The sequence below is a fragment of the Mycoplana sp. ABR4_002 genome (assembly GCF_056159645.1).
Map to the genome: position 1 here is coordinate 278,066 of NZ_JBSWVO010000001.1, position 25,960 is coordinate 304,025.

27 protein-coding genes are annotated in these 25,960 nt (G+C 68.0%); 6 read left to right on the top strand and 21 right to left on the bottom strand.

Annotated features, from left to right (window positions below; all coding sequences use genetic code 11):
• Positions 1-39: 39 nt before the first annotated feature.
• A complete protein-coding gene (locus tag ACXAGF_RS01350; protein WP_475013905.1) occupies positions 40-1,209 on the bottom strand; it encodes an amino acid aminotransferase in 1,170 nt (389 codons plus the stop codon).
• A 186-nt stretch (positions 1,210-1,395) separates the two neighbouring features.
• On the opposite strand from ACXAGF_RS01350, the gene ACXAGF_RS01355 reads away from it, so the two are divergent.
• On the top strand, positions 1,396-2,235 hold the full coding sequence (locus ACXAGF_RS01355; protein WP_475013907.1) for an endonuclease/exonuclease/phosphatase family protein: 840 nt from the start codon (positions 1,396-1,398) through the stop codon (positions 2,233-2,235).
• A 6-nt stretch (positions 2,236-2,241) separates the two neighbouring features.
• Here ACXAGF_RS01355 and ACXAGF_RS01360 read toward each other — a convergent pair whose 3' ends face one another.
• From ACXAGF_RS01360 to ACXAGF_RS01380, 5 genes are all read right to left on the bottom strand, one after another.
• The gene (locus ACXAGF_RS01360) at positions 2,242-3,705 is read right to left on the bottom strand and encodes a phospholipase D-like domain-containing protein (RefSeq protein ID WP_475013908.1); all 1,464 of its coding nucleotides are present in this window, start codon (positions 3,703-3,705) and stop codon (positions 2,242-2,244) included.
• A gap of 160 nt (positions 3,706-3,865) precedes the next feature.
• On the bottom strand, positions 3,866-4,924 hold the full coding sequence (locus ACXAGF_RS01365; RefSeq protein WP_475013910.1) for a M14 family metallopeptidase: 1,059 nt from the start codon (positions 4,922-4,924) through the stop codon (positions 3,866-3,868).
• Positions 4,925-5,161: 237 nt separating this feature from the next.
• On the bottom strand, positions 5,162-6,724 hold the full coding sequence (guaA, locus tag ACXAGF_RS01370; RefSeq protein WP_475013912.1) for a glutamine-hydrolyzing GMP synthase: 1,563 nt from the start codon (positions 6,722-6,724) through the stop codon (positions 5,162-5,164).
• 62 nt (positions 6,725-6,786) lie between these two features.
• Positions 6,787-7,425, bottom strand: coding sequence for a 5'-methylthioadenosine/S-adenosylhomocysteine nucleosidase (locus tag ACXAGF_RS01375; protein ID WP_475013914.1), 639 nt, complete (start codon positions 7,423-7,425; stop codon positions 6,787-6,789).
• Entirely contained in the window at positions 7,422-7,871 is a 450-nt protein-coding gene (locus tag ACXAGF_RS01380; protein WP_475013916.1) for a PaaI family thioesterase, read from the bottom strand. The genes ACXAGF_RS01375 and ACXAGF_RS01380 overlap by 4 nt, the downstream gene beginning before the upstream one ends.
• A gap of 143 nt (positions 7,872-8,014) precedes the next feature.
• Between ACXAGF_RS01380 and ACXAGF_RS01385 the strand changes: the two genes are divergently transcribed.
• Positions 8,015-8,563: an N-acetyltransferase family protein gene (locus ACXAGF_RS01385; RefSeq protein ID WP_475013917.1), complete on the top strand. Its 549-nt coding sequence runs from the start codon at positions 8,015-8,017 to the stop codon at positions 8,561-8,563.
• 9 nt (positions 8,564-8,572) lie between these two features.
• Here ACXAGF_RS01385 and ACXAGF_RS01390 read toward each other — a convergent pair whose 3' ends face one another.
• The 6 genes from ACXAGF_RS01390 to ACXAGF_RS01415 all read right to left on the bottom strand — a co-directional run bounded on the left by ACXAGF_RS01390 (position 8,573) and on the right by ACXAGF_RS01415 (position 15,633).
• Positions 8,573-9,661, bottom strand: a complete 1,089-nt coding sequence (locus tag ACXAGF_RS01390) for a DUF1513 domain-containing protein (protein ID WP_475013919.1) — start codon at positions 9,659-9,661, stop codon at positions 8,573-8,575.
• 43 nt (positions 9,662-9,704) lie between these two features.
• Complete coding sequence (locus ACXAGF_RS01395; protein ID WP_475013921.1) at positions 9,705-10,835, bottom strand: imelysin family protein; 1,131 nt, start codon at positions 10,833-10,835, stop codon at positions 9,705-9,707.
• Entirely contained in the window at positions 10,835-12,370 is a 1,536-nt protein-coding gene (locus ACXAGF_RS01400) for a di-heme oxidoreductase family protein (protein ID WP_475013922.1), read from the bottom strand. Before ACXAGF_RS01400 ends, ACXAGF_RS01395 begins: the two co-directional genes overlap by 1 nt.
• Positions 12,371-12,418: 48 nt before the next feature.
• Entirely contained in the window at positions 12,419-13,699 is a 1,281-nt protein-coding gene (locus tag ACXAGF_RS01405) for an imelysin family protein (RefSeq protein WP_475013924.1), read from the bottom strand.
• A gap of 215 nt (positions 13,700-13,914) precedes the next feature.
• Entirely contained in the window at positions 13,915-15,201 is a 1,287-nt protein-coding gene (locus tag ACXAGF_RS01410) for an RsmB/NOP family class I SAM-dependent RNA methyltransferase (protein ID WP_475013925.1), read from the bottom strand.
• Positions 15,202-15,273: 72 nt separating this feature from the next.
• Positions 15,274-15,633 (bottom strand): septal ring lytic transglycosylase RlpA family protein, encoded by a 360-nt coding sequence (locus ACXAGF_RS01415; protein ID WP_475013926.1) that lies wholly within the window; start codon positions 15,631-15,633, stop codon positions 15,274-15,276.
• Positions 15,634-15,693: 60 nt separating this feature from the next.
• Here ACXAGF_RS01415 and ACXAGF_RS01420 point away from each other — a divergent pair, with 60 nt between their 5' ends.
• Positions 15,694-15,960: a hypothetical protein gene (locus ACXAGF_RS01420; protein WP_475013927.1), complete on the top strand. Its 267-nt coding sequence runs from the start codon at positions 15,694-15,696 to the stop codon at positions 15,958-15,960.
• A 58-nt stretch (positions 15,961-16,018) separates the two neighbouring features.
• On the opposite strand, the gene ACXAGF_RS01425 is transcribed toward ACXAGF_RS01420, so the two are convergent.
• The 3 genes from ACXAGF_RS01425 to ACXAGF_RS01435 are packed head-to-tail and all read right to left on the bottom strand — an operon-like array spanning position 16,019 to position 18,757.
• Positions 16,019-16,894, bottom strand: coding sequence for an SDR family oxidoreductase (locus ACXAGF_RS01425; RefSeq protein ID WP_475013928.1), 876 nt, complete (start codon positions 16,892-16,894; stop codon positions 16,019-16,021).
• Entirely contained in the window at positions 16,891-18,084 is a 1,194-nt protein-coding gene (gene queG, locus ACXAGF_RS01430) for a tRNA epoxyqueuosine(34) reductase QueG (RefSeq protein WP_475013929.1), read from the bottom strand. The genes ACXAGF_RS01425 and queG overlap by 4 nt, the downstream gene beginning before the upstream one ends.
• A complete protein-coding gene (locus tag ACXAGF_RS01435; protein WP_475013930.1) occupies positions 18,065-18,757 on the bottom strand; it encodes a glutathione S-transferase family protein in 693 nt (230 codons plus the stop codon). The genes queG and ACXAGF_RS01435 overlap by 20 nt, the downstream gene beginning before the upstream one ends.
• Positions 18,758-18,931: 174 nt before the next feature.
• Here ACXAGF_RS01435 and ACXAGF_RS01440 point away from each other — a divergent pair, with 174 nt between their 5' ends.
• The gene (locus ACXAGF_RS01440) at positions 18,932-19,738 is read left to right on the top strand and encodes an undecaprenyl-diphosphate phosphatase (protein WP_475013931.1); all 807 of its coding nucleotides are present in this window, start codon (positions 18,932-18,934) and stop codon (positions 19,736-19,738) included.
• Between the two features lie 37 nt (positions 19,739-19,775).
• Here ACXAGF_RS01440 and ACXAGF_RS01445 read toward each other — a convergent pair whose 3' ends face one another.
• From ACXAGF_RS01445 to dnaN, 6 genes are all read right to left on the bottom strand, one after another.
• Positions 19,776-19,928, bottom strand: a complete 153-nt coding sequence (locus tag ACXAGF_RS01445; protein ID WP_475013932.1) for a hypothetical protein — start codon at positions 19,926-19,928, stop codon at positions 19,776-19,778.
• 308 nt (positions 19,929-20,236) lie between these two features.
• Positions 20,237-21,211, bottom strand: coding sequence for a complex I NDUFA9 subunit family protein (locus tag ACXAGF_RS01450; protein ID WP_475013933.1), 975 nt, complete (start codon positions 21,209-21,211; stop codon positions 20,237-20,239).
• Between the two features lie 118 nt (positions 21,212-21,329).
• On the bottom strand, positions 21,330-21,617 hold the full coding sequence (locus ACXAGF_RS01455) for a DUF1330 domain-containing protein (RefSeq protein WP_475013935.1): 288 nt from the start codon (positions 21,615-21,617) through the stop codon (positions 21,330-21,332).
• Between the two features lie 25 nt (positions 21,618-21,642).
• Positions 21,643-22,341: an orotidine-5'-phosphate decarboxylase gene (gene pyrF / locus ACXAGF_RS01460; RefSeq protein ID WP_475019186.1), complete on the bottom strand. Its 699-nt coding sequence runs from the start codon at positions 22,339-22,341 to the stop codon at positions 21,643-21,645.
• A gap of 124 nt (positions 22,342-22,465) precedes the next feature.
• Complete coding sequence (gene pmtA / locus ACXAGF_RS01465; RefSeq protein ID WP_475013937.1) at positions 22,466-23,068, bottom strand: phospholipid N-methyltransferase PmtA; 603 nt, start codon at positions 23,066-23,068, stop codon at positions 22,466-22,468.
• Positions 23,069-23,236: 168 nt separating this feature from the next.
• Positions 23,237-24,355 carry a DNA polymerase III subunit beta gene (gene dnaN, locus ACXAGF_RS01470; protein WP_475013938.1) on the bottom strand — a complete coding sequence of 373 codons (1,119 nt, stop codon included), beginning with the start codon at positions 24,353-24,355 and terminating at the stop codon, positions 23,237-23,239.
• A 253-nt stretch (positions 24,356-24,608) separates the two neighbouring features.
• Here dnaN and rsmI point away from each other — a divergent pair, with 253 nt between their 5' ends.
• Positions 24,609-25,529: a 16S rRNA (cytidine(1402)-2'-O)-methyltransferase gene (gene rsmI / locus ACXAGF_RS01475; RefSeq protein WP_475019187.1), complete on the top strand. Its 921-nt coding sequence runs from the start codon at positions 24,609-24,611 to the stop codon at positions 25,527-25,529.
• On the top strand, positions 25,519-25,887 hold the full coding sequence (locus ACXAGF_RS01480) for a YraN family protein (protein ID WP_475013939.1): 369 nt from the start codon (positions 25,519-25,521) through the stop codon (positions 25,885-25,887). The genes rsmI and ACXAGF_RS01480 overlap by 11 nt, the downstream gene beginning before the upstream one ends.
• Positions 25,888-25,960: the final 73 nt, after the last annotated feature.

Sequence of the window (25,960 nt, forward strand, 5' to 3'; positions counted from 1 at the left end):
CCGGCGCGCCGCAGCCGCCGGCGTGGGCAATGCGGCCGGTCAGAGGCTCAGGAATTTCCCGACCACCGCCTCGACCTCGGCGCTCTTCAGGCCGGCGATGTTGATGCGGCCGGAGCCGGGCATGTAGATCGCGTGCTCGGCGCGCAGGCGCATTACGTCGGCTTCCTCCAGCGGCAGCAGCGAGAACATGCCTTCCTGCTCGGCGATGGCCGTCAGCACCTGCCAGCGGCGCGAAAGGCCGGCGGCGAGCTGCCGGCGGATCGCCGCCACGCGGTTGCGCATCGTCTCCAGCTCCGCCATCCAGTCGGCCGTCAGCGCCGTGTCGCCCAGGATCGTGCTGACCACGGCCGCGCCATGGTCCGGTGGCATCGAATAGCTGGTGCGGGCCAGGCCGGCGAGGTTGGTGCGCACGGACAGCGCGGCTTCCGGCGAGGAGGCGACGGCGTAGATGGCGCCGGTGCGCTCGCGATAGAGACCGAAATTCTTCGAGCACGATACGGCGACGAGCGCCTCCGGCACGGCCGCCAGAAGCGTGCGCAGCCCGGCCGAGTCCTGGTCCAGTCCCTTGCCGAAGCCCTGGTAGGCGCTGTCGACCAGCGGCAGAAGACCGCGTTCGGCGATCAGGGCGGACACCGCGGACCACTGTTCGGGCGAGAGCACGCCGCCGGTCGGATTGTGGCAGCTCGCGTGCAGCAGCACCGCATCGCCCGCCTGTGCGCCCTTCAGCGCTGCCATCATCGCGTCGAACAGGACGGCCTGTGACGGCACGTCGAAGAAGGGATAGGTGACGACCTCGAGGCCCGCGGCCTTGAAGATCGCGACATGGTTGGGCCAGCTGGGCACGCCGAGCCACAGCTTCTTCGTGCCCAGCCGCACCATCAGGTCGGCGGCCAGCCGCACCGCGCCGGAGCCGCCCGGCGTCTGCACGGCGGCGGTGGCCCGGTTGCGGCCGTCGGGGCCGACCGTCAGCTCCCAGAGCCGCTCGAGATAGACCGGGTCGCCCTCCGGTCCGACATAGGTCTTGGTGCTCTGGTTCTCCAGCAGCCGGCGTTCGGCCTCCTTGACCGCGCCGAACACCGGTGTCGCCCCCTGCTCGTCACGATAGACGCCGACGCCGAGGTCGACCTTCTCCGATCGCGGGTCGGCCTTGTACAGGCCGATCAGGGCCAGAAGCGGGTCGTCGGGCTGGCGGGTGAGCGTGTCGAACATGGCGGTACCCCTGCGGTGTGAAAGCGTGGGGATCGTTTACGGGAAATCGCCGCCGATTTCGAGCCCGAACTTGCGCCGACGGTCCCGTCGCCGCGGTCACTTTCTGCCCCGGACTGTTCGATTGGGTTGCCGCAGGCCGATGACTTGCCTATTTTTGGCCTGCCCGGTGGCGCGAAGGAAGGACCGTTGAAGAAGCTGAACGAAAAGGTGAGTTCCGCGGCCCTGTCCGTTATCCGCAACCGCCGCGGGCACCGTCCGCTCTCCGCCAACCGTGACGGCGGCGACACCATCATCGCCTCCTACAATGTCCACAAGTGCGTCGGTGTCGACCGCAAGTTCGATCCCGACCGCGTGGCCGAGGTCATTTCCGAGATCGATGCGGATGTGATCGCGATCCAGGAGGCGGACAAGCGTTTCGGCTGCCGGTCCGGTTTGCTCGACCTCGCCGCCCTGGAGCGGGAATGCGGGCTGGTGCCGGTGCCGATCACCACCTTGTCCAGCGCCGGTCACGGCTGGCATGGCAACATGCTGATGTTCCGCAAGGGCACCGTGCTGAAGGTCCATCAGCTGAAGCTGCCGGGAGTGGAGCCGCGCGGGGCGCTGGTCGTCAATATCGACTTCCCGACCGGCAGGCTGCGCGTGGTTGCCGCCCATTTCGGTCTTCTGAAGCGGTCGCGCGAGTTGCAGGCGAAGGCAATCCTGGCCTCGGTCGCGCAGGAGGAGGAGATGCCGACCGTGCTGATCGGCGATCTCAACGAATGGCGCGTCGGCCGGCGTTCCTCGCTGTCGCCGCTGGTGCCGGTGTTCGATCCCTGCGCCGGGGCGGTGCCGAGCTTTCCCTCGCGTTTCCCGGTGCTGGCGCTCGACCGCGTGCTCGGCCATCCCCATGACCTCGTCGCGGCGGTGGAGGTGCACGACAGCCCGCTCGCCCGCGTGGCCTCCGACCATCTCCCGATCAAGGCCCATATCGACCTGCAGGCGATCTGGCAGCGCTCCTACGGCCATCGCGCCCTGGCGCGCGCCTAGGGCCGGTCACAGATAGGGTGAGCCGAGCCAGACGATCCGCTCGGTCAGCCGGCGCAGGAAAGGGCGCGCGCGCAGCGCCTGCCACTCGACGGCGTCGGCATTCTCCAGCGCGCTGTCGATGCGCGCCTCGATCTCCTCGGCGAAGGCGGTGCCGAACACCTCGATGTCGATCTCGAAGTTCAGCCGCAGCGAGCGCGGGTCCAGGTTCGACGAGCCGACATAGGACCACACCCCGTCGACGGACGTCAGCTTGGAATGGTTGAACACCCCCCGCGCCCGCCAGATGTTGCAGCCGGCCTTCAGCAGCTGGTCGAACTGGGCCGTCATGGCGAGGTCGACGAGCTTGAGGTTGTTCGTGCCCGGCACGACGATATCGATGCGAACGCCGCGCCGGGCGGCGGTCGCAAGTGCGCTGATGAGTTCGCGGTCCGGCAGGAAGTAGGGCGACATGATGCGGATGTGACCCTTGGCGATCGAAATCGCCCCGATCAGCATGCGCTGGTTCGCCTCGAGGTTCTTGTCCGGCCCCGACGGCACGGCGCGCGCCAGAACCGGCGCGTTCGGCTTGGCCTCCGGCGGCTCGATCCGCCAGGCCGGCGTGTCGAGGGCGATGCCCCCGGAGAAGTGCCAGTCCTCGTAGGCGGTGTGGAAGATGTCGGCGACGATCGGTCCGCTCACGCGGAAATGCGTGTCGGCGGCGGCCTCGCCGGCGGCAAACTCCTGGCAGAAGGCCGCGCGGATGTTAAGGCCACCGGTGAACGCCACTTCCCCGTCGACCACCAGGATCTTCCGGTGCGTGCGCAGGTTGGCGTAGGGAAGCCGCAAGCCCATGGCGATGTTGCCGTTGAACACCCGGACCGAGAGGCCGGCCTCCTGCAGCGAATGCACCATGCTTGGCGTCGAGTAGCGGGCGCCGACCGCGTCGATCAACACGTGCACGTCGACGCCGCGCGCAACCGCGTCGGTCAGCGCCTCGGCGAAGCGCAGGCCGATACCGTCGCGGTCGAAGATGTAGGTTTCGAGCAGGATGCTGCGCCTGGCGTTGCGGATGGCCTCCAGCATGGCGGCATAGGCTTCGTCGCCGGAGGCCAGCATCGCCACTGTGTTGCCCGAGGTCAATGCGAACCGCGACACCGTGTCGCCCAGCCGCTTCATCGCGGCGAGCGAGGCGCCGAAGCGGCTGTGGACCGTTCCCTGGGAGACATTGTAGCTGGCGAGGTGGTGGCGCCCCTTCTTGGCCAGAGTTCCGGCGCGCTGCAGCGTCAAGGTCTTGCGGTAGATGCGGTTGACGCCGAATCCGAGATAGAGGGCCGCGCCGAGAATGGGCGACAGCAGGATGACACCCACCCAGCCGATCGCCGCACGAACATCCTCCTTCGTCATGGCCGCGTGGATCATCGCGGGTGCGCCGAACAGAACGGAGAGGACAACGAGGATATGCGGCCAGTAGTCGGAGAATGTCTGCAGCATATCGGTCCCGTTCGGCGTTCCTTGCCGGTTGAACGCGTTGACGAAGTCACCTTAGAACGGCGGATCGGGCAATTAAAGGCGGTTTGCGGCGGGCCGCGGTCTCGCGGCGGCAGTGTGCGCCGCTCGCCGTGGCGCCAGCCGCGCGCGCTGCCGGCGCCACTCAGTCCTCCAGCGTACCGGGCCTGCGGTTCGCGCGGGTGGCCTCGCCGCAGGCGAGCTTCATCAGATCCCCGCCGCGGCGCACGAACCGGTCGGAAGTGCGGGTCGCAATCAGGCCCGCACGCGGGGCGCGGATCTCGAACGAGCCGTCGGCCATCCCCGGCCGGGTGACCAGCGTGGCGAGCAGGTCGCCCGGCTCTACCGCCGCGCCGATGTCGCGGTGGAACAGGACCGTGCCGGGCTCGACCGCACGGATCATCTCGATGTTGTCGAGCGGCACCGCGGGCCCGGCAAACGGCGCAAGCGAGGGGGCCGCGTCGCGAACGACGCCGCGTGCGGCAAGGAAGCGCCAGAGCCCGTCGGCATCCGCCTTGGCCACGTTTGCGTAGACGTCGCGCCGGCCGCGCAGTTCGACGGTCACGGACAGCCGGCCCGGCACCTGCGCCAGCGGCGCGCCCCCCTGCCGCTTGAAGGCGTGGCCGACGGCCTCCTCGAACGCCGTGCTTTCGCCGTCCGAGAGGAACACCGCCTCCATCTTCAGCGCCGCGGCAAGGTCGGCCGCCTCCGGCCAGAACACCTCGTCGAGATAGGCGTATTGCACCGACTCGTCGTCGCAATGCAGGTCGAGCACGAGCTCGGCGCCAAGCGCGAGATGCAGCAGGTACCGCTTCAGCCGGTTCACCGCGCTCTGTCCGTCGAGGTCCTTGAGCAGGCTGTCGCGCTCGGCCAGCGACACGAGCGGGAAGTCGCGGTTGAAGTTCGTCCGCGATCCGAGGTCGAACCGACCCTGCATCTCGCCGAAATGCGATTGCGCGGCGCCGATCGGGTTCGCTTGCGGCACCACGGTGATGTCCCCGAGGATCGCACCGGCGGCCTCGGCGGCGCGCAGCCGCTCGCACAGGAAGTGCGCCACGGCCGTGCCCGGCAGCTCGTTGGCATGTAGCGCGGCCTGGATGTAGACGCGCGGCGCCTTGTCCGAACTGCCGCGGAAGCGCAGCACCGGAACGCGCCACTCGAGGCCGGGCGTATCGCCGGCTAGGATGATTTCGGATACGTCCATGTCACTCGCGCCCCGGGCGGCCGGTCCGACCGGATCGCCCCCTTGCCATCTCGTTGTCGCGCCATCGTTATCCGATCCGGGGCGGGCCGCCAAGGTGGCATCTCGCATCCGCCATGCCGGACTGTAGGGGCGCGGGATGAGCGAAGGGGGTGGCCGGTATGCAAGACCCCGCAGCGGGGCTGCGGGGTCGGGAAAATGGACGCCTGTCGTCTGGCGGGAGCGCGGGCGTGGCCCGGCTCACTCCCACTCGATCGTGCCGGGCGGCTTGCTCGTCACGTCGTAGACCACGCGGTTGATGCCGCGCACCTCGTTGATGATGCGGGTCGCGGCGCGGCCGAGGAAGTTCATGTCGTAGGGGTAGAAGTCGGCCGTCATGCCGTCGACCGAGGTGACCGCGCGCAGCGCGCAGACGAACTCGTAGGTGCGCCCGTCGCCCATGACGCCGACCGTCTGTACCGGCAGCAGCACGGCGAAGGCCTGCCAGATCCTGTCGTAGAGGCCGGCCTTGCGGATTTCGTCGAGGTAGATCGCGTCCGCTTCGCGGAGGATCTCCAGCTTCTCGCGGGAGATGCCGCCGGGCAGGCGGATGGCAAGCCCCGGCCCCGGGAACGGGTGGCGTCCGATGAAGCTGTCCGGCAGGCCGAGTTCGCGGCCGAGCACGCGCACCTCGTCCTTGAACAGTTCGCGCAGCGGCTCGACCAGCCGCATGTTCATGCGCTCCGGCAGGCCGCCGACATTGTGGTGCGACTTGATCGTGACCGAAGGGCCGCCGGTGAAGGAAACGCTCTCGATCACGTCCGGATAGAGCGTGCCCTGGGCGAGGAATTCGGCGCCGCCGAGCTTCTTCGCCTCGTCCTCGAACACCTCGATGAACAGCCGGCCGATGATCTTGCGCTTGGTCTCCGGGTCGCTGACGCCCTCCAGTTCGCCGATGAAGCGGTCGGAGGCGTCGACATGGATCAGGTGCAGGTTGTAGTGCTCGCGGAACATCGCGACGACGTCGGCCGCCTCGTTCTTCCGCATCAGCCCGTGGTCGACGAGGATGCAGGTCAGTTGCTCGCCGACCGCTTCGTGGATGAGGAGGGCCGCCACCGAGCTGTCCACGCCGCCCGACAGCGCGCAGATGACCCGCTTGTCGCCGATCTCCTCGCGGATCGCCTCCACGGCGCGGGCGCGATAGGCCGACATCGACCAGTCGCCCTTAATGCCGGCGATCTTGTGCACGAAGTTGGACAACAGCTTCGCCCCGTCCGGCGTGTGCACCACCTCCGGGTGGAACATGGTGGTGTAATATTTCCTGGTCTCGTTGACGCAGATCGCGAACGGCGCGTTCTCGGAGACGGCAATGACCTCGAAGCCCTCGGGCGCGACGGTGACGCGGTCGCCGTGGCTCATCCAGACCGGGTATTTCTTGCCGACCTCCCAGAAACCGTCGAACAGCGGGCTGTCCTTCAGGATTTCCACGTCGGCGCGGCCGAACTCGCGGGCATGCCCGCCTTCGACCTTGCCGCCGAGCTGGGTCGCGAGCGTCTGCTGGCCATAGCAGATGGCCAGGATCGGCAGTCCCGATTCGAACGCGATCTCCGGCGCGCGCGGGCTGCCCTGGTCCAGCACCGATGCCGGCCCGCCGGAGAAGATGATCGCCTTCGGCTTCATCCGGTGGAAGGCCTCTTCGGCGGACTGGAACGGGATGATCTCGCAATAGACGCCTGCTTCGCGCACGCGCCGGCCGATGAGTTGGGTCACCTGGCTGCCGAAATCGATGATGAGGACGCTGTCGGGATGGGCTGTCTGGGTCATGGCGAGCCTTTAATGAAATTTGCCGCCCTGCGCAACGGGGCGGGCCGCAATTTCCGGGCCGGTCAGAGCGCGATCGCTCCGTCCCTGACCGCGCGCTCCAGTTGCCCGACCGCGCTCGCCAGCTTCTCGTCGATCACGTGCAGGTACTCCGTCCAGTCTCCCACATGCCGCAGCTCCGCCTTGCCGTCGGAGATGCCGCGCAGGCCGATCAGGGGCAGGCCGAAGGCCTGGCAGGCGCGCAGCACCGCAAAGGTTTCCATCTCCACCATGTCGGCGTCGATCGTGTCGTAGACCGCGCCGGAGACGATGTTCGCTCCGGTCGACAGCCGCGCCTCGGCGATGCCGGGCACGCGCAGCGGCAGCGGCACGGTTGCGGGCAGGTCGAGAAACGGCGTCGCGCCCCTCTCGAAGCCGAGCGGGGAGGCATCCATGTCGCGATAGGAGACGCTGGTCGCCTGGTAGACCTCCGCCTGTTCCAGGGTCGCCGATCCGGCCGAGCCGAGCGAGACGACGAGGTCGGGCAGGCTGCCCCGTGCCTCGAGATGGGCAAGCGCTCTGGTCACCTGCACCGCCGCCTCCACCGGGCCGACCCCGGTCAGAAGCGGCGAAATGATCTCTCGCAGGTGCGTGCCGTATTCCGCATCGACCGCCATCACGTAGAGCAGGCTCTTTTTGCCGACGTGCTTGAGTTCATAGGTCATCCGGCGACATCCTCGCGCCCGCGCACCACCATCATCGTCCCCGTCATCGACGCGATCAGCTTCGCCGGCCCGTCGGCGACGGAATAGGCCCGCCCGTCGGCGACGATGATGTTGGAGCCCGGTTTCGTCACCTCGCCGCGAAACAGGAACCAGTCGCCGCGGCCGGGCGACATCAGGTTCACCTTGAACTCGATCGTCAGGATCGAGGCGGACGGGTCGATCACCGAGTAAGCGGCGTAGCCGCAGGCCGCATCCAGCGCGGCGGAGATGATGCCGGCGTGCAGGAAGCCATGTTGCTGCGTCAGTCGCTGGTCGAAGGGCAGCTCGATCTCCACCGTGCCGTGCTCGATGCGGGTCAGTTGCGCGCCGATCAGGCGCATTGCGGCCTGGCGCTCGAAGCTCGAACTGATGCGTTCGCGAAAATCCGCGGGCGGAAGGTCGGTCATCTGTCTCTTTCGTTCTGCCGGCATGGCCCGGGCGACTGCCGGCAGACCCTCGCATGCGCGCTTTCGCGCCGCAAGGCGGCAATTGCGCGCGCCGCCGCCGGACGCGCGATTGCCCTCGCGGCATGGCGCGCTAAATCCCTTCCATGGACGATGCGATCGAGATCAGAACGGGCCGGACCGCCGACGTGTTCGCCATCGGTCGGGTGCTGGTGGAGACCTGGAGGGCGACCTTCCGGGGACTGCTCGACGACGCCTATCTCGACCGCCTGTCGCCGGCCGAGCAGGCGGTCCGGCACATGGGCCGCCGCAATGCCGAAGGCGTCGGTCATTTCGTCGCGATCGACAGCAAAAGCGGAACGCTGGTCGGCTTCGTCAACTATGGCCCAGCCCGCTTTGCGGCGCCGACGCCGGTGGGCGAGATCTACGCGCTCTATGTCCTGCCGGCCTATCAGGGACGAGGCATCGGCGGTGAGCTGGTGCGCGCGGTCGCGCGCCGGATGGTCGAGGGCGGCACGGTGACGCTGTTTGCCTGGGTGCTGTCCACCAACCCCAACCGCGCCTTCTACGAACGTCTCGGCGCCGCGCCGGTCCAGACCGGCACGATCACGCTTGGCAGCCGTCACTACGACCAGGTCGCCTATGCCTGGCGGGACCTGCACCTGCTGATCGCTCGCGGCGCCGGGGCGGCCTGAAGCGTCGCGTCACCGAAGCGTCCCGGTGCGGACGATGTGCTGGTCCCAGGCGAGATCGGCCGGTCTGCCGGCGAATGTCCCGCCATAGCTGGAAACGGCGAAGCCGTCGCGCGCGGGCGCGATGCCCGCGGCATCCGTGATCGCCTCCTCGCGCACGACGCGCCCCGTGGTCGCCGCGATCGTCACCGCCGTCCCACCCGCTGGCGACGTCAGCCCGATCAGGCCCTCGGCGCGGTTGACGGCGATCGCGCCGACATAGTTGGAGAGCCGGCGCGTCGTCTCGGGCGGCAGCTCCAGGAATCGGAGGTCGTCTCCTTTGGCGAAATGGCCGGCGAGCGGCGGCAGCGCGTTGCGCGGCCCCTCGTACTGGCAGGCGAACCAGACGCGGCCGAGCCCGTCTATGGCGAGATGTCGGGTGGAGAGTTGGCGCAGCGCCGGCGGCAAGCCGTGCCGTTCGATCAGCGTCCCGGTGGCCGAGTCGATCAGCGCCAGCGAGGGCTCCATGTGGTCGAGGTTGAGCTTGGTGCGGCCGAAGTCCGGGTGCGTCTTGATCCCGCCATTGGCGGCCACCAGTGTGCGCCCGTCGTCGGACACCGTCAGGTCGTGCGTGCCGATGCCGAAGGTGTCGAATTCGCCGATGCGGCGGTATCGGTCGGTCGCGTCGTAGAGGCCGATCACCCCGCGTCCGGCATCGAAGTCGTTTTCGCTCGCATACAGCAGTCGCCCGTCCGGCGAGAACGCGCCGTGGCCGAAGAAGTGCCGGTCCTCGCCGGCCCGGATCACGACCGCGACTGTCCGGCGCCGCGTGTCGAAGACCAGGGCGAAGGTCCCGGGACGCCGGGCAAAGGCAACGGCATGACCGCTTGCCGGACTGTGCGCCATGCCATGGCTGCGGGCCGGCAGCGCCACGCGGTCGATGATCGTCCCGTCCTCGGCCAGGGTCGCGACGCCGAAGCTGCCGTCGCGCGCCATGAAGCCGGCGGCGAACACGGCGTCGGTCCGTTGCAGCGCATGAAGCGGCGCGGGCGCGAGCGTCGCGGCCCAGGCGGCCCCCGCCATCCTCATGAAGCTGCGGCGATCGAAAAGCGCAGTGCGCATCGAGCAACCCTTCCTCGTGGGTTTTGGGCCGGAGACTGCGCGATCAGTCGCCGTCGGCAAAGGAGAAACCGGCGCCAAGACCGATGGCGCCGCCATATTCGTTGCTCAATCGCTGCACCAGGTCGCGGGCGTTGACGAGCAGGAAGTCGATCTTCTCGCGCTCGCTCGGGTCGACGACCGCCATTTCGATGTCTGGATCGATCTGCGGCACCACCCGCCCGAGCGAAGAAAAGACGAATGCGACCGAGCCGGCAATGGAGCGCTGCGACGGGTCGAGCAGTTCCTCCATGCCGGATTGCTCGAACAGCGTGCGCAGCCCGTCGAGATTGCCTTCGATCGCGTTCCAGGTGTTGCCCGAGCGCCAGTAGATCGCCGACTTCGGCCGATCCCGGCTGTCGCCACCCTTGTAGAACTGCTCGATCCGCTGGTCGCGCACCGCTTCGGCACCGTGCACGAGGATGCCGAGCAGGGCGGTGATCGCCTCCTTGCCGTCGCGAAAGACCGGATTATCGGGGCCAGGATGCGTCCAGTCGGCCTGCACGCCATCCGCGGCCTCCCAGTCGGCGCTGATCGAAGCCGCCGTCGCGGCGATGTTCTGCGCCACCGCTGCGCCAAAACGGCAGCGGAAGGTGCCTCCGGCCACGTCCATCGCCTCGGCGCCGGTGCCGTAGAGCACGTATTCGAGTGCGCCCAGACCCTGCAGGGCGACGCTCTTGCCGGGCAGGTTGGCGGGATCCGTGTCCTTCTCGTCCATCTCCGCCAGCAACGCCTGCACCTGCTTCAGCCCGGTGCTCTTGCGGTCCGGGTAGAACAGGATGCGCTCGAAGCGGTGTTGCGCCAGCGCCGGCCCTTCACGCACGATCTCGATGAACGACCACCGCGCCACGGTGTCGTCGAAGGCCGCGCGGGCGGCGGTCCTGGAATCGGTGGACGGGGCGTCGCAATAGGCCGAGACGGCCTCGGCCAGCGCCAGGGCCGAGGCATGCAGGTTGCGGTAGCCGGGCCGGATCACCCCGTCGACCGCCCGCGTCATCACCGCGGATACCGCTTCCTCGCTCAGCACGGGCGGCGGCGCTGGACTGGCATCCTGCGCCTGCACCGGCGGGACGAAAGCCGCGAGAGCGAGGCCGAGCAGGGCCGCGCGCAAGCGGGTGTGCGCAGGAGAACGGGTCATCAAAGCGACTCCAGGAAGGTCAGCAGGGCGTCGCGGTCGGCCTTGTCGAGGTCAGCGAAACGGTCGCGGGCCGCTTGTGCCTCGCCGCCGTGCCAGAGGATGGCCTCGGTCAGGTTGCGCGCGCGGCCGTCGTGCAGGAAGTAGGTATGGCCACTCACGGTCTCGGTCAGGCCGATGCCCCAGAGCGGCGGCGTGCGCCATTCCCGGCCATCGGCGACCCCGACCGGCTGGCCGTCCGCCAGACCCGCGCCCATGTCGTGCAGCAGAAAGTCGGAATAGGGCCAGATCAGTTGGAACGACTGCGCGATGTCGCGCGCATCGCGGCGGGTGACGAACTTCGGATGATGGCAATCGGTGCAGCCGATCGCATAGAACGCCTTCTTGCCGGCCAGCGTCGCAGCGAAACTGGCCTTCCGGCGGGCAGGCACGGCGAGGTTCTCGGCGTAGAAGGTGACGAGGTCGAGCACCGGATCGGGGGCCTCGGTGTCGCCCAGCCGCGGCTGCGCGCCGTCCGGCATGGCAAGGCAGGCCGCCTGCGCCGCCGTGCAGTCGCCATGGTGCGCCGGCACCAACGGGCTGGAGATGCCGATGTCGCCGGCAAAGGCCTCGGCCGTCTGTCGGCGCACGGTCGGGTTCTGCGCCTTCCAGCCGAAGCGGCCGAGCGTCAGGTTGCCGGCGCCATCACGCACCAGTGCCGCCTTGCCGCTGACGCCGTCGCCATCGGCATCGTCGGGATCGGCAAGGGCGACGATGTCGGCCTGGTGGATCGCCTCGACCAGGCCGAGACCGATCATCGGCGGCGTCGTTCGCGGCGACAGCGTCGTGGTCGGGTCCAGGGCGCCGTAGGCGAGGTCGCTGACGGAATAGCGCGGCCGGCGCAGGAGGGCGGTCTCGCCGCCCTTCAGCGTCACGGCCTCTTCCGTGTACTCGACCCGCATCCGCCCTTCGGCGGCCAGGCCGGGCACGGCGAAATCCTGAAACTGGCCGCCATAGACGGGATCGGGGAAGTTGAGCATCTCCAGCGCATCGAGCTGCGCCTGTTCGGCATCCGTCGCCGGCGCGCGCGCCAGGCGCAGGAGGGTGGTGCTGGTGTCGTCGCCGGGCTCAGGCGGGTGGCCGCGTCCGTCCTTCAGGTGGCAATTCTGGCAGGCGCGCGAATTGAAGAGCGGCCCCAGCCCGTCGGAAGCCTGGGTGGAAGAGGGCGACGAGACCCAGACCTTGCGAAACAGCGCATTGCCGAGCTTGAACCCCTCCTCCTGCTGGAAGGTGAGGTTTTCGGAGAAGTGCGAGAAGCTGTCGGCGTTGACCGTGGCCGTCGAGGTCGCCGCGCCCCCCGACATCGCCTCATAGGGCTCGGCCCTGGTGAAGTCGGTCGTCATTCGCGTCACCGCCGCCACCCGGGCCCGGTCTTTCGCCGTCAGGTCGGTCCGGCCCTCGCTTGCCGTCAGCCCGCTTGATCCGGCCGACCCTGCAGGGAGTGACAGGAGCAGCGTGCCGAGGATGGGCAGCAGGCGGTTGGCGGTGGCAGGCGTCATGTCGGGATCGGGCCGCATTCCCTCGAACGCGGCCCGCCTTTTCCGTTCTTACTGGAACACGGCGTTAGGATTGTCCAGGCTGTCGGAACCTTCAAGCGCGATGTTGCCGAGGTCGAGCACGGAGATGACGCGTTCGATCGTCTTCGTCTGGCCGATCAGCCCGTCGATTGCCGCCTGAACCACGGCGTTGCCCTCGGTATTGCCTTCGCCGATCATCTGGTCGTAGGCCTCGACGCTCTCGCCGCGCGTCACCATCGCCTGCATCGCGTCGATGGTCTTTGCCAGGTTCGCCTTCATCTCCTCGTCGACCGCCGGATCCTTTTCCGCCACCAGTTCGGAGAGCGAGGCGCCGGTCAGCGTCGTGCCGTCGGCGCGGGTGTACTGGCCGGTATAGGCGCTCTGGATGCCGAGCGCGTCGTAGTAGTGGGAGTTGTGGGTATTGTCGGAGAAGCAGTCGTGCTCTTCCTCCGGGTCGTGCAGCAGCAGGCCGAGCTTCATCCGCTCGCCGGCGAGTTCGCCGTAGGAAAGCGACCCCATCCCGGTCAGGATCGCCGACAGCCCTGCCTTCGGATCGGCGTTGACGGTCTTGGCGGCCTCGCCGTCCGGCGCCCAGGCGGCGACCATCTCTTCCAAGTCGCTGACCAGCAGGTCGGTCGCGGCCTTAAGGTAGGCGGCGCGGCGGTCGCAGTGGCCGTTGGTGCAGTTCTGGCTGTCGAAGTCCGTCGCCGGGCGGCTGCCGGCGCCGGGGCCGGTGCCGTTCAGGTCCTGGCCCCACAGCAGGAACTCGATCGCGTGGTAGCCGGTCGCGACGTTCGCCTCGACCCCGCCGGCCTCCTGCAGGGTGTCGGCGAGGAAGTCCGCGGTGATGGCGGACGCGTCAACCTCCTTGCCGTCGATCTTGATCGTGGGATTGGCGATCACGTTGGCGACGAACAGCGCGTTCTCGTCGCTCTCGGTGCCGTAGCCCGCGTCGACATAGTCGATCAGCCCCTCGTCGAGCGGCCAGGCGTTGACCTTGCCCTCCCACTCGTCGACGAGCGCATTGCCGAACCGGTAGACCTCGGTCTGCTGGTAGGGCACGCGCGCCTTGAGCCAGGCCTCGCGCGCGGCTTTCAGCGCTTCCTCGGTCGGTGTGGCGATCAGCGTCTCGACGGCGACGGCCAGATCCCTGGCGGTCGAAAGCGAGTCGGAAAACTTGGCGTGGGCGACGTCGCTGTAGTGCCTGACCACGGCGGCAGCGTCAGGCGCTGCGGCGGCGGGCTGGACGGCGAGCGCCGACGCGGCGGCCAGAAGCGCCAGCGTGGCGGCGCGAAGGAAGGATGTCTTCATGATCGTCTCCTGGAGTTCCCCTTGATGCCTCTCGTCCGGCGCGGAACGGCGGTTCGGCGAACGGCGCGCCGGGACGACGCCCGGCCCCCGGGCGTTCGGGTCCGTACTTCGCGCAAAATTAAACTGGTGTCAAAGAGTATAGTTTAGAACCGTTCAACTCTGCGCGGCGGCCGACCAGCTTCCGGCAACGTCGCACGGGCAGGCGCCCTGCGGGCTCAGCCGGAACGGGCCATGGCGCAGAAGAAGAAGCCGTCGGTGTCGGTCGAGGCCGGTGTCAGCGTCACCGTCTTCATGTCCGCCGACCAAGGCTTCGGCTTGTCCGTTCCGAAAAGCTCTTCCCAGGCCTCGGCCGCCGACAGGATCTCGAAGGCCGGATTGTCCTCGCAGAAGCCGTAAACCTGGCTTTCGTTTTCCTCCGCCAGCACCGAACAGGTGACGTAGAGCAGGTATCCGCCCGGGCGGACGAACTCGGCCGCGCTCGCCAGCGCCTCTTCCTGTTGCGCCAGCCGTTCCTCCAGGTTCTTCTCCGTCAGTCGCCACTTGGTGTCCGGCCGGCGCCGCCAGGTGCCGGTCCCGGTGCACGGGGCGTCGACCAGAACGCGGTCGAACCGGCCGGCCAGGGGCGACAGGCTCGATAGGTTCTCGTGAACCTGGACGTTGCGGGTGCCGGCGCGCTTCAGCCGTTCTATGATCGGCGCCAGCCGCTTGCGATCGGCGTCGTAGGCGTGCACCTGTCCCTTGTTGTTCATTGCCGCCGACATGGCGAGTGTCTTGCCGCCGCCGCCGGCGCAGAAATCCAGCACCTGTTCACCCTCCTGGGCGAACACGAGGTCGGCGACGATCTGCGAGCCTTCGTCCTGCACCTCGAACCAGCCCTTCTGGAATGACAGTTCGGCGGTGACGTTCGGCAGCCGCGAGGGGCCCTCGCCGGCGGGGATCCGGATGCCATTGGGGGCGATCCTCGCCGGCCCCGCGCCGCTGCGCTCGAGCGCCTTTATCACCTTCTCGCGCGACGCCTTCAGCGTGTTGGCGCGCAGGTCGAGCGTCGGGCGGCCGGTCAACGCCTTCGCCTCGGCGAGCCAGTCGTCGGAAAAGTTCTCCTCGAAGGAGGCCTGGACCCATGCCGGGATGTCGCCCTGAACGTGGAGGGGGGCGTCCTCGAGCCGCCGGGCGGCGAAGGCGGCGAGCCGGTCGGCCGGGATGTCGGGGGCGAACCTGTCGCCCTCCAGCTCGCGCGCCAGGGTCTCGGGCGTCAGGCCCCACTGGCGCAGCATTACGCCGAGGCCGAGCGCGAGCGCGCCGTCGTCGTCCATCAGGTAGGCATGCGAAAGCTTCATCCGCAGCGCGTCATAGACGATGTTGCCGATCGCCGCGCGGTCGCCGGAGCCGGCGAAGCGATGGGCGAGGCCCCAGTCCTTCAGCGCGTCGGCAACGGGACGCTTGCGCGTCTCGATGTCCGCCAGAACTTCGATGGCTCCCGTGAGCCGTCCACCCAATCGCATTGCTCAACTCCGTTTTGTCGCCGTGGTAGCGGCGAAGGGCAGCAAGAGCAAGCGAAACGGTGACGAAGTCGGCTAGCCGACGATCTGGTAGCAGACCTTGGCGTGTCCGGCGCTGACCATGCCGATCTCTGAGGCGGCGGCCTTGGAAAGGTCCAGCACCCGGCCGCGGATGAACGGGCCGCGATCGTTGATGCGAACGACAACGCTCTTGCCGTTCCTGGCGTTGGTCACCTTGACCTTGGTGCCGAAGCTCAGGGTCTTGTGCGCCGCGGTCAGCTTGGCCGGGTTCATGCGTTCGCCGGAGGCCGTGCGCGAGGTGAGCGCATACCAGGAGGCGCGGCCGCAATCGGCAGCCTCGGCGACGGATGCGAAGGTAACGGGCGCAGCGATGATGAGTGCGGCGAGCGCCGCAGTAGAGGACTTGATAGACATGGCGACCCCTCAGTGCTGGTGTCCAGTTGCTTCAGACGGTCCAGTCTATTGGGGTGAAAAATGGCGAAAACTGGCCCCTTGCAGGCAGGCAAGGCCAGTGAAGGCGGCGTTAATATTTTGTATAGAATGCGGTCTGACTTGGCGTTTGACGGGCAGTTACAGAAAAACGCCTTTAGAATCAGTGAAAAGCTTGACGTATCGTCGGCTGTGGAATCTGGTGCCAGTTCCGCGGGAGTCGGCGGAAAAAAGTTTCAACTCAGCCGAATTTGGTACGCTAAACTGAATCATGTCGTGGGCTTTGTTCGCGCAGTGGTTGTGGAAAATTGACGAAACTTGGGCGAGTTCGGGCGGCCGCCCGACCACCGCAGGTGACAGTCACGCAACGTCAGCCGCGCCAGCGGTCCTCCGACCACATCTGCGCCAGCGACATGCGGTAGTCGGGATAGCGGAAGGCAAAGCCGAGCGCGCGGACCTTGGCATTCGAGACACGCTTGTTTTCGCCGTAGAAGGAGCGCGCCATCGGCGATAGTTCGGCCGTCTCGAACGGTACCTCCGGCGGCATCTCCGCCGCCATCAGCCGAGCCGCCTCGGCGACGACGTCCTGCGGTGGGCCGGGCTCGTCGTCGGTGATGTTGAACACCCCCGCGTGCCCGCCCTCGGCCAGGAACAGGGTGGCCGCGCCGATGTCCTCGACGCGGATGCGGTTGAACACCTGGTCCTTCTTCACCAGCCGCCGCGCCGTCCCCTCGGCGACGTTGCGCAACGCGTTGCGTCCCGGCCCATAGATGCCGGCAAGGCGCAGCACGGCGACCGGAACGCCGCTGTCCCTGGAGAAGCCGAGCCAGCGTCCCTCCGCCTCCATCCGCTCGACCGAGCGCGCCGACACGGGGTGGATCGCCGTATCCTCGTCGACCCAGGCGCCCTTGTGGTCGCCATAGACGCCGACCGTCGACAGATAGCCGGCCCATTCCAGCGTCGGCATCAGTTCGGCGATCGCCCGGGCACCGGCGCGAAACAGTGGGTCGCCCGCCTTGCCCGGCGCGATCGACTGGACGAGATGTGTCGTCTGACGCATCGCCGACAGCAGCGCGTCGGAGATCGTCTCGCCGTCATAGAGGACGGCGTCGATGCCGAGCGCCGAAAGGGTCTCTGCCTTGTCGGATGATCGCGTCGTGCCCGCGACCGCAAATCCCGCCGCCAGGAAGGCCTCCGCGATCGCGCGGCCGGAAAAGCCCGCCCCCAGTACCAAAAGACGCTTCATGTGCTCTCCATTGCTGCTGCATATTCCGCCCGGACCCCCGGGTCGCTCTCTCCGGCCGCCCATCGTGCGGCATAGCGGTGAAAATCCTGCGCCGCCATCAGCCGGCGGAGCGCCCATACCGCCATGCCGCGCACGGTCGGGGAGGGGTCGTGTGCCAGCCGCTGGCAGGCCGGGACCAGCGCGCGGTCGCCCCCGTTCCCGGCGGCGATCAGCACGTTGCGTACGAAGCGGTCGCGCCCGATCCGCTTGACCGGCGAGCCGGAGAACAGGCTGCGAAAGCCGGCGTCGTCCAGCGCGAGCAGTTCAGCGATCCGCGGCGCCCGCAGGTCGTCGCGGGCATGAAACCTGATTTCCGCCGCCTCGGCCGCAAACTTGTTCCAGGGGCAGGCGGCCAGGCAGTCGTCGCAGCCGTAGATGCGGTTGCCGATCAGCGGACGCAACTCGCGGTCAATCGGGCCCTTGTGCTCGATGGTGAGATAGGAGATGCAACGGCGCGCGTCGATCCTGTAGGGCGCGGGAAAGGCCCGCGTCGGGCAGGCATCGAGACAGGCGCGACAGGAGCCGCAGTGGTCCCGCTCCGCTGTGTCAGGGGCGAGGACGGCGGTGGTGAACATGCTGCCGAGGAACAGCCAGGAGCCGAAGTCGCGGCTGACGAGGTTGGTATGCTTTCCCTGCCAGCCAAGCCCGGCCTGCATGGCGAGCGGCTTTTCCATCACCGGCGCCGTGTCGACGAACACCTTCACGTCTTCGCCGGAGCGGGCGGCAAAGCGCGTGGCGATTTCCTTCAGCCGCCCCTTGATGACGTCGTGGTAGTCGCGATTGCGCGCATAGACGGAGATCGCCCCCCGGTCGGGTCTGCCGAGCACCAGGCGCGGGTCGTCGTCGGGGCCGTAGTTCATGCCGAACAGCACGATCGAGCGTACCTCGGGCCAGAGCACACGCGGATCGGCGCGGCGGTCGCCCGTCTCGGTCATCCAGTCCATCGTGCCGTGATGGCCGGCCCGGAGAAACGCCTGCAGTTGCGCCGGCGCGTCGGGAATGGCGTCGGGCCGCGTCACGCGACAAACGTCGAAGCCCTTGTCGGCCGCCTCCGCCAGCAGGAAGGCCTTGAGCGTCTCTTGTCGCGTGTCGGATCGGCCCTTTCGCCCGACGGCGGTCATAGCCTCGTCCTCAGAAGTCGAGGTCCGCATAGTGCGAGACCGGGGTTACGCCGCGCACGCGCTCGGCCAGGAGCGGCCGGAAGGAGGGGCGCGACTTGATCCGCTGGTACCAGTCCTTGGCCTGCGGCGCCTCCTGCCAGTTGATCTCGCCGAGATAGTCCAGCACCGAGACCGCCGCGGCGGCGGCAAGGTCGGCATAGCTGAGCCGGTCGCCGGCGAGGTAGGTGCGAGAGCCGGCGAGCCAGGACAGATACTTCATGTGCTGGCGGATGTTGGCGCGGGAGTTGCGCAGGATCTTGCTGTCCGGCGGCCCGCCGCCCTGGTCCGCCCGCATCTGCAGCTTGAAGATGCGCTCGCGCACCAGCGGCCGCGTCACGTCCTGCTCCAGCTTGTGCAGGAACCATTCGACCAGCCGCCGGATTTCCGCCCGCTGGAACGGGTCCTCCGCCAGCAGTCGCCGGTCGCGCTTCAGCACCCCGTGCGTCTCGTCGAGATACTCGCAGATGACGCCCGCGCCGCACAGGGCCCGCATGCTGTCGTCGACGTAAACCGGCAATGTCCCCGCCGGGTTGAGGGCCAGGAAGTCGCGCCGGTTCTCCCACGGCTGCTCCTCGGCGAAATCGGTCTGGTAGCCGTATTCGGCCAGGATCAGGCGAACGAAACGCGAGGCGGAGGACATCGGGTGATGGTAGAGGGTCGGCATTACGGGCTTTTTCTGTTGGTGGGTGTCGGAGGGATCGGGACCGGCCATCGATCGTGAACAGGGATTGGGCTGGTCACGACTCCTGACACAAAGCTATAGGAAGATGACAACGCAAAGACAAGCGAATCGGCGTTGGCGTGTTCGTTTGCGGCATCATCTCTTCAAGGATTTTTCATGGCCGACCAGTCGATTGTCAGTGCCCTCGTTCTCGGCGTCATCGAGGGGCTGACCGAGTTCATCCCGGTTTCCTCCACCGCTCATGTCCTGCTCGCTGGACATTTCCTCGGCTTCCGCTCGCCGGGCAACACCTTCGCCGTCCTGATCCAGCTCGGCGCCATCCTCGCCATCCTCGCGGTCTACGCCGCCAAGCTCCTCCACATCGCCATGGCCCTTCCCACAAGCGCCTCTGCCCGGCGCTTCGTGCTCTGCGTGCTGCTCGCTTTCCTGCCCGCCGCGCTGATCGGCGTGTTCGCGCACGACTTCATCAAGACCGTCCTGTTCGAGACGCCGCAACTGATCTGCGTCGTGCTGATCGTCGGCGGTATCGCCCTCTATGCGATCGACCGGCTGCCGCTGAAGCCGCGCTACAAGGACGTCATGGACTATCCGCCGTCGCTCGCCTTCAGGATCGGCCTGTTCCAGTGCCTCGCGATGATCCCGGGCACCTCGCGTTCGGGCGCCACGATCGCCGGCGCCCTCTTGATGGGCACGGACAAGCGCTCGGCGGCGGAGTTCTCGTTCTTCCTGGCGATGCCCACCATGCTCGGCGCCTTTACGCTGGACCTCTACAAGAACCGCGACGCGCTCAGCTTCGACGACGGCCTGATGATCGTGGTCGGCTTCGTCGCCGCCTTCTTCGCCGCGCTGCTGGTCGTGCGCTCGCTGCTCAACTTCGTCTCGCGGCGCGGTTTCGCGCCCTTCGCGATCTGGCGGATCGTCGTCGGCGTGGCGGGCCTGATCGGCCTGGCGCTATGGGGATGAGGCGGGGCCAGCGCCGGGCGTGCGCCCGGCCGGCCGTTTACCGACCGGTCGAGGCGGTGGTGCAGGGATCGACGCCATAGGCGGGCGAGCAGCCGTGCTTGCCGGCCACGACCGTAGTCGGGGCTGCGAACGAGCCCGCCAGGATCACCAGCGCCGCGCTGCCGAAGAAGAGTGCAATTGCCTTGCCCATGTCGAAGAAGTCCCTGCGGAATGGCGCCGGTTCTGCCGGACTGGCCCGGAGCGCGAGGCGCTGTGTATGTCCCGCCCTGCCAAACATCAATACGGCAACATGCTGAACAGCCCGTAAAGATCAAACGGAGCCGGTCACTGCGGCAGAACTGCAACGCTCGGCGTTCCGCCCCGTCTGGGCCCGCGCGTTGCCGGCCGGCGGCCCATACGGGCCCGTCCAGCCGCGGCAAAGTCGTGCCCGGAAGGTCAGGTGTGGAAAGGCCCGATGCGGAGGCGACGCGCCGACCCAAGGGGCCGGACAGGCGGATGTCAGAGCGTGCCGCGGGTAAACTGGCCCTGCGGGCGGTAGCGCACCAGGTATGACGGCAGGATGACCTCGGCGAGCGCGGGCGTGATGCCGAGTGCGCGAATCGTGCGGCCTTCCTTCTTGGCCTCGTCGGAGACGATGTTGTCCACCCGCAGCAGCTTGACCTGGTCGGCGGTCAGCGGCGGGTCGACGAACGGGATCATCGAGGCCAGCGAGCCCATCATCGAGGCGATGGGGAAGGGAATGGATACCAGCGGCCGCCTGCGATCGATCACGTCGAGCATCAGTTCCAGGCATTGTCGGAAGCTGAGCACCTCCGGGCCGCCGAGCTCGTAGGTCGCCCCCTTCGTCGCCTTGCCGTCGACCGACAGCGCCACCGCCTCGGCCACATCGGCGACATAGATCGGCTGGAACTTGGTGTGGCCGCCGCCGATCAGCGGCAGTGCCGGCGCGAAGCGCGACATGTCGGCGAACTTGTTGAAGAAGCCGTCCTCCGGCCCGAAGATGATGGAGGGGCGCAGGATCACCGCCTCCGGCAGGCTCTGGCGAATGCCGAGTTCGCCGCGGCCCTTGGAGCGGGCGTAGTCGGAGGCGGAGCTGGCGTCGGCGCCGATCGCCGAGACGTGGGTCAATGAGGCGCCGCGGGCCCGCGCCGCCTCGGCCACCGCGCGCGCACCGAAGTCCTGCACCGCGTCGAAGCGGTTGCGTCCCGCCTCGAACAGGATGCCGACGCAGTTGACGACGTGGTCGGCGCCCTGCACCGCCCGGTCGATCGAGTCGCGATAGCGCAGGTTCGCCTGGACGAAGGAAATCTGGCCGAGGCCGCCGATCGGCTGGAGGAACCCGGCGAGATCGGGCCGGCGCACGGCGACGCGAATGCGGTAGCCGCGCTTTGCCAGGGCCCGCACCACATGACGACCGACAAATCCGGACCCGCCGAACACGGTGACCTGCGGCGGTAGGTTGGAGAGGGTCATGCGGGAAGCTCCTGGAAATCGGCTTGTGAGGTGTGGCCTACATAGCCCAAAGAAACCGGCAGGTGAAGGCTTGTGTTGCCACGCCGGACCGCCACGTTCGAACGCCGCTCGCCCCTTGTCAGATCCCCTCGATCACCACCATCTCGGCGTCCGCGGCCTCCTGGCGGATGGCGGCCGCGATCTGGTATTCGGGTGAGTTGTAGCAGTCGACCGCGGCCTGGAGCGAGGGAAACTCGATCAGCACGTTGCGGGCGCGCGCCTGCCCCTCGAGCGGCTGGAACGCGCCGCCGCGGGCGAGGAAGTTGGCGCCGTATTTGTCGAAGGCGGGCTTCGCCGCGGCGATGTAGTCCTTGTAGCGTTCCGGGTCGCGGACATCGACGCGTGCGATCCAGTATCCCTTGGTCATGGTTTCCTCCCTTGGCGTATGCAATTCAGGCGCCGGCCGCACCGGCCATTTCGGCGAGGATCGCCTCGGCGGCCTTGCGCGGGTCCTCGGCCATGACGATCGGCCGGGCGACGACGAGATGGCTGGACCCCGCTTCGAGCGCCGCGGCCGGCGTCATCACGCGTTTCTGGTCGCCCTTGTCGGCGCCGGCCGGACGGATGCCCGGCGTCACCACCGCCATGTCGGGGCCGATGATGCGGCGCACGGCGGCGGCTTCCTCGGCCGAGCAGACGATGCCGCCCATGCCGGCTGCGCGCGCCTGTTCCGCCCGCCGCAGCACCAGCGCGCCGGGGTCGCCGGGGTAGCCGGCCTCGGCAAGATCCTGGGCGTCCATCGAGGTCAGCACGGTAACGCCGAGCAGGCAGAGGCCGGAGCCGGCGGCGGCGTCGACGGCGGCGCGCATCGCCTTCGGATAGGCGTGCAGGGTCAGCATCGACATGCCCATCCTGGCGATGTTCTCGACGCCCTTTGCCACCGTGTTGTCGATGTCGAGCAGCTTCATGTCGAGGAAGACCTTCTTGCCGTCCTTTGCCAAGTCACGCGCGAACTCGAGCCCGCCGGCGAAGACGAGCTGGTAGCCGATCTTGTAGAACAGCACGCTGTCGCCGAGACGCAGGACCTTTTCTTCCGCTTCCGCGACGGTCGGGACGTCCAGCCCGACGATCAGGCGCTCGCGTGCATCCATCACTACAGCCCTCTCCATGATTCCATCGCCGTCCAGTCGCACGAGACGCGGCGATCCGCAAGCCGGAAGACGAACGCGGCGCCGGTCCGATCATGCGCTCGCCCGGAGTGGGCGCGGAGGGCGTTCAGTGCGTCCTGCGGTAGGTCCAGAGCTGTGCCGGCGGAATGTTGCGCACGACAAAGTCGAGGTGGCTGATCTGGTAGCGGTCGGGCATGGCGGTCACCGGTGAGATCGGTCCGTAGGAGATCTGCACCACAGGACGACCGACCGGAATGCGGCGCAGCAGGTCCTCGATCAGCGACACGCGCCGATGCATCGGGAAGTTCAGAAGCGGCACGGCGGATATCACGCAGTCGAACCGCTGGTTCTTGAACGCGCCCAGTGTTTCATCGAGCTTGAAGGCGTCGCCGTTGATGAAGTTGACGCCTTCGAACCGCTCGACCAGATGGTTGATGAAGTCGGCGGAATACTCGATCGAGACGAGCTTGTCCGCGGCGATGCCGGTTTCCAGGATCGCCTTGGTGATCGCGCCGGTGCCCGGCCCCAGTTCCAGCACCGGCAGGCCGGAGCGCGGATTGATCACGCTCGCCATCCGGCGCGCTGTGACCGACGAGGTGGGAATGATCGAGCCGACGGCGCGGGTGTTGCTGATCCAGCCCTTGAAGAAGCGGATTTCCTCGTCGAACTTCTTGCCAAGGTGCTCCTTGACCTTCCCACGCAGATTCATGTCGGTACCCCGGTTGCACAAATATCGGCAAGGCGGCCGCCCCGCGCGTCGAAACCGATTCGCGCCTGCACTATGCGTCGCGGTTTGCGTCAAAAACAAGTCTGTTCACGCCAGATTGATGTGCGCCCTGAAGGAGTTGGTGGTCGGCTCGGTCCGGCGGCAGTGTCGTCAGACGCGCATCGGCATCAGCACGTAGAGCGCGTCGTCGCCGGCAAGGTCGCGCACCAGTGTCGGCGAACCGGGGTCGGCCAGCAGGAACACCGCCTCCTCCCCGGACAGTTGGGCGGTGATGTCGAGCAGGTACTTGGCGTTGAAGCCGATCTCCAGCGGGTCGCTGCCGTATCCGACCGGAAGCTCTTCGGTGGCGCTGCCCGAATCCGGGTTGTTGACCGTCAGCGTCATCTGCCCGTCGGTCAGCGACAGCTTGACGGCGCGGCCGCGCTCGGACGAGATCGTCGAGACGCGGTCGACCGCCTGCGCGAACGACTGGCAGTCGATCTTGAGTTCCTTGTCGTTGCTGGTCGGGATGACGCGCTGGTAGTCGGGGAAGGTGCCGTCGATCAGCTTCGAGGTCAGCACCACCGAGCCGATGGTGAAGCGAATCTTCGCATCGGAGACCTCGACCGTCACCACCAGGTCCGGATTGTCGACCAGCTTCTGCAGTTCGCCCACCGTCTTGCGCGGAATGATGATGCCCGGCATGCCCTCCGAGCCCGACGGGGCCTCCACGTCGGCGCGCGCCAGGCGATGGCCGTCGGTCGCGACCGCGCGCAGCTTCAGCTTGCCGGCACTCTCGATCGTGTGGATGAAGATGCCGTTCAGGTAGTAGCGCGTCTCTTCCGTCGAGATCGCGAACTGCGTGCGGTCGATCAGCATCTTCAGGTCGGTCGCCTTCAGCCTGAACGTGTGGCTGAAGCTGCCCGCGGTGAGGTCCGGAAAGTCCGACTGCGGCAGGCACTGCAGCGAGAACTTCGAGCGGCCGGAGGCCACGGTCATCGCGCCGCCGTCCGGCGTGTTGGCCAGCAGCACTTCCGAGCCGTCCGGCAGCTTGCGGACGATGTCGTAGAGCAGATGGGCGGGAACGGTGGTGGCGCCGGCCTGTTCGATCTGGGCCGGGGTCACCTCGGTGACTTCAAGGTCGAGGTCCGTCGCCTTCATCTCCAGGCCCGCCCCGTCGGCGCGCAGCAGCACGTTGGACAGGATCGGGATCGTGTTGCGCCGCTCGACGACGCGATGGACGTGGTTCAGCGACTTCAGGAGGTTGGACCGCTCGATGGTAATGCGCATGGATGTACCGCTTTCGACCCCTGCCCGCCGGACGAGCCGGCGCGGCGTTATTCTTGTTTGCCGGCTGGCGCCGGAAGGATGTGGACGGGCAAATTGGCAGATTTCGCCGCAGGAATGCAAGAGGCATGACCATCGCCGCAGGGGATAGGGGCGACAAGGACAGCGGCGGCGGCTTGCCGCCCGCCTCCGCCTCGACCATAAGGAGAGGGCGAGCGCCATGCGCGCCGCGCGACAGCAGAAACGAATGGCCCGCATGCAGGAAGAGCCGCACAAGGGCGCGTCCGCCGCCCCCAGCTACCGCGTTCACGGCACGCTCGTGCCGGCGCGCCCGCTCGAGCCCGCCCTCTATCTGGTGTCGACCCCGATCGGCAATCTCGGCGACGTCACCCTGCGCGCGCTGGAAACGCTTGCCGGCGCCGACGTACTTGCCTGCGAGGACACCCGCGTCACCCGCGTGCTGCTTGACCGATACGGCATCGCTACCCGCCCCTATGCCTATCATGAACACAATGCCGACGAAGTCGGACCGCGGCTGGTCGCCGCCCTCGACGCCGGCAGGTCGGTCGCGCTCGTCTCCGATGCCGGCACGCCGCTGGTCTCCGATCCCGGCTACCGTCTCGGCCAGCTGGCGCTTGCCGCCGGTCACCGCGTCGTACCGGTCCCCGGCGCCTCGGCGCCGCTGGCGGCGCTCGTCGGTTCCGGCCTGCCCAGCGACGCGTTCCTGTTTGCAGGCTTCCTGCCGGTCAAGGACAAGGCCCGTCGCGACCGCCTCGGCGAACTCGCGCGGGTGCCGGCCACGCTGGTCTTCTTCGATTCTCCGCACCGGATCGCCGCGACGCTCGCGGCCGCGGCCGATGTGCTGGGCGGCGAACGGCCCGCCGTCGTCTGCCGGGAACTGACCAAGGCCTTCGAGGAGTTCCGCCGCGGCGCGCTCGCCGAGCTTGCCGCCCACTACCAGGCGAATCCGCACGTCAAGGGCGAGATCGTGCTCGTGGTCGGGCCGCCCGCGGCGCAGGCGCCGCCCGCGGCCGCCGACGTCGACGCGCTGCTCGTTGCGCTGGCGCGCGAGCTGTCGGCCGGCAAGGCCGCGACGGAAGCGGCGCGCCAGACCGGCCTGCCGCGCCGAGACCTGTATCAGCGGCTGCTCGCGATCAAGGCGGCCGATGGCGACTGAGCCGGGCAGGGGCGCGCGCCGCAAGGCACTCCGGCGCGGCTACGTCGCGGAATATCTCGCCGCGGCCATTCTTGTCGCCAAGGGCTACCGCATCCTCGCCATGCGTCACCGCACCAGGCTGGGTGAGATCGACATTATCGCCCGCAAGCGCGACCTCGTTCTCTGTGTCGAGGTGAAGGCGCGAAACAGCGAAGAGAGCGCCGTCTTCGCCGTCGGCGGCACCACGCAGCGCCGCATCCGTGCCGCAAGCGACCTCTGGCTCGCCCGCCAACCCGACGCCGGGCGTCTGTCCCTCCGCTACGACATCGTCGCGGTGCTGCCCTGGCGCCTGCCGCGGCATTTCCCGGGCGCCTTCTGATCGAAAAGAAAGAAGATCGAAAGCTATATGAAATGTAACCGAACTGCCATGAAAGTGTTACGCCGCTGACACG

Excerpts from the sequence above, each read along its gene's own strand:
- pyrF (WP_475019186.1), bottom strand. The coding sequence starts at position 22,341 with ATGGATGCACGCGAGCGCCTGATCGTCGGGCTGGACGTCCCGACCGTC.
- ACXAGF_RS01350 (WP_475013905.1), bottom strand. The coding sequence starts at position 1,209 with ATGTTCGACACGCTCACCCGCCAGCCCGACGACCCGCTTCTGGCCCTG.
- ACXAGF_RS01435 (WP_475013930.1), bottom strand. The coding sequence starts at position 18,757 with ATGCCGACCCTCTACCATCACCCGATGTCCTCCGCCTCGCGTTTCGTT.
- ACXAGF_RS01365 (WP_475013910.1), bottom strand. The coding sequence starts at position 4,924 with ATGGACGTATCCGAAATCATCCTAGCCGGCGATACGCCCGGCCTCGAG.
- dnaN (WP_475013938.1), bottom strand. The coding sequence starts at position 24,355 with ATGCGCATTACCATCGAGCGGTCCAACCTCCTGAAGTCGCTGAACCAC.
- ACXAGF_RS01360 (WP_475013908.1), bottom strand. The coding sequence starts at position 3,705 with ATGCTGCAGACATTCTCCGACTACTGGCCGCATATCCTCGTTGTCCTC.
- rsmI (WP_475019187.1), top strand. The coding sequence starts at position 24,609 with ATGCAGGAAGAGCCGCACAAGGGCGCGTCCGCCGCCCCCAGCTACCGC.
- ACXAGF_RS01405 (WP_475013924.1), bottom strand. The coding sequence starts at position 13,699 with ATGAAGACATCCTTCCTTCGCGCCGCCACGCTGGCGCTTCTGGCCGCC.
- guaA (WP_475013912.1), bottom strand. The coding sequence starts at position 6,724 with ATGACCCAGACAGCCCATCCCGACAGCGTCCTCATCATCGATTTCGGC.
- ACXAGF_RS01440 (WP_475013931.1), top strand. The coding sequence starts at position 18,932 with ATGGCCGACCAGTCGATTGTCAGTGCCCTCGTTCTCGGCGTCATCGAG.
- ACXAGF_RS01450 (WP_475013933.1), bottom strand. The coding sequence starts at position 21,211 with ATGACCCTCTCCAACCTACCGCCGCAGGTCACCGTGTTCGGCGGGTCC.
- ACXAGF_RS01420 (WP_475013927.1), top strand. The coding sequence starts at position 15,694 with ATGGCGAAAACTGGCCCCTTGCAGGCAGGCAAGGCCAGTGAAGGCGGC.
- ACXAGF_RS01380 (WP_475013916.1), bottom strand. The coding sequence starts at position 7,871 with ATGACCGACCTTCCGCCCGCGGATTTTCGCGAACGCATCAGTTCGAGC.
- ACXAGF_RS01425 (WP_475013928.1), bottom strand. The coding sequence starts at position 16,894 with ATGAAGCGTCTTTTGGTACTGGGGGCGGGCTTTTCCGGCCGCGCGATC.
- pmtA (WP_475013937.1), bottom strand. The coding sequence starts at position 23,068 with ATGAATCTGCGTGGGAAGGTCAAGGAGCACCTTGGCAAGAAGTTCGAC.
- ACXAGF_RS01480 (WP_475013939.1), top strand. The coding sequence starts at position 25,519 with ATGGCGACTGAGCCGGGCAGGGGCGCGCGCCGCAAGGCACTCCGGCGC.
- ACXAGF_RS01375 (WP_475013914.1), bottom strand. The coding sequence starts at position 7,425 with ATGACCTATGAACTCAAGCACGTCGGCAAAAAGAGCCTGCTCTACGTG.
- ACXAGF_RS01400 (WP_475013922.1), bottom strand. The coding sequence starts at position 12,370 with ATGACGCCTGCCACCGCCAACCGCCTGCTGCCCATCCTCGGCACGCTG.
- ACXAGF_RS01455 (WP_475013935.1), bottom strand. The coding sequence starts at position 21,617 with ATGACCAAGGGATACTGGATCGCACGCGTCGATGTCCGCGACCCGGAA.
- ACXAGF_RS01395 (WP_475013921.1), bottom strand. The coding sequence starts at position 10,835 with ATGACCCGTTCTCCTGCGCACACCCGCTTGCGCGCGGCCCTGCTCGGC.
- queG (WP_475013929.1), bottom strand. The coding sequence starts at position 18,084 with ATGCGGACCTCGACTTCTGAGGACGAGGCTATGACCGCCGTCGGGCGA.
- ACXAGF_RS01390 (WP_475013919.1), bottom strand. The coding sequence starts at position 9,661 with ATGCGCACTGCGCTTTTCGATCGCCGCAGCTTCATGAGGATGGCGGGG.
- ACXAGF_RS01415 (WP_475013926.1), bottom strand. The coding sequence starts at position 15,633 with ATGTCTATCAAGTCCTCTACTGCGGCGCTCGCCGCACTCATCATCGCT.
- ACXAGF_RS01385 (WP_475013917.1), top strand. The coding sequence starts at position 8,015 with ATGGACGATGCGATCGAGATCAGAACGGGCCGGACCGCCGACGTGTTC.
- ACXAGF_RS01445 (WP_475013932.1), bottom strand. The coding sequence starts at position 19,928 with ATGGGCAAGGCAATTGCACTCTTCTTCGGCAGCGCGGCGCTGGTGATC.
- ACXAGF_RS01410 (WP_475013925.1), bottom strand. The coding sequence starts at position 15,201 with ATGCGATTGGGTGGACGGCTCACGGGAGCCATCGAAGTTCTGGCGGAC.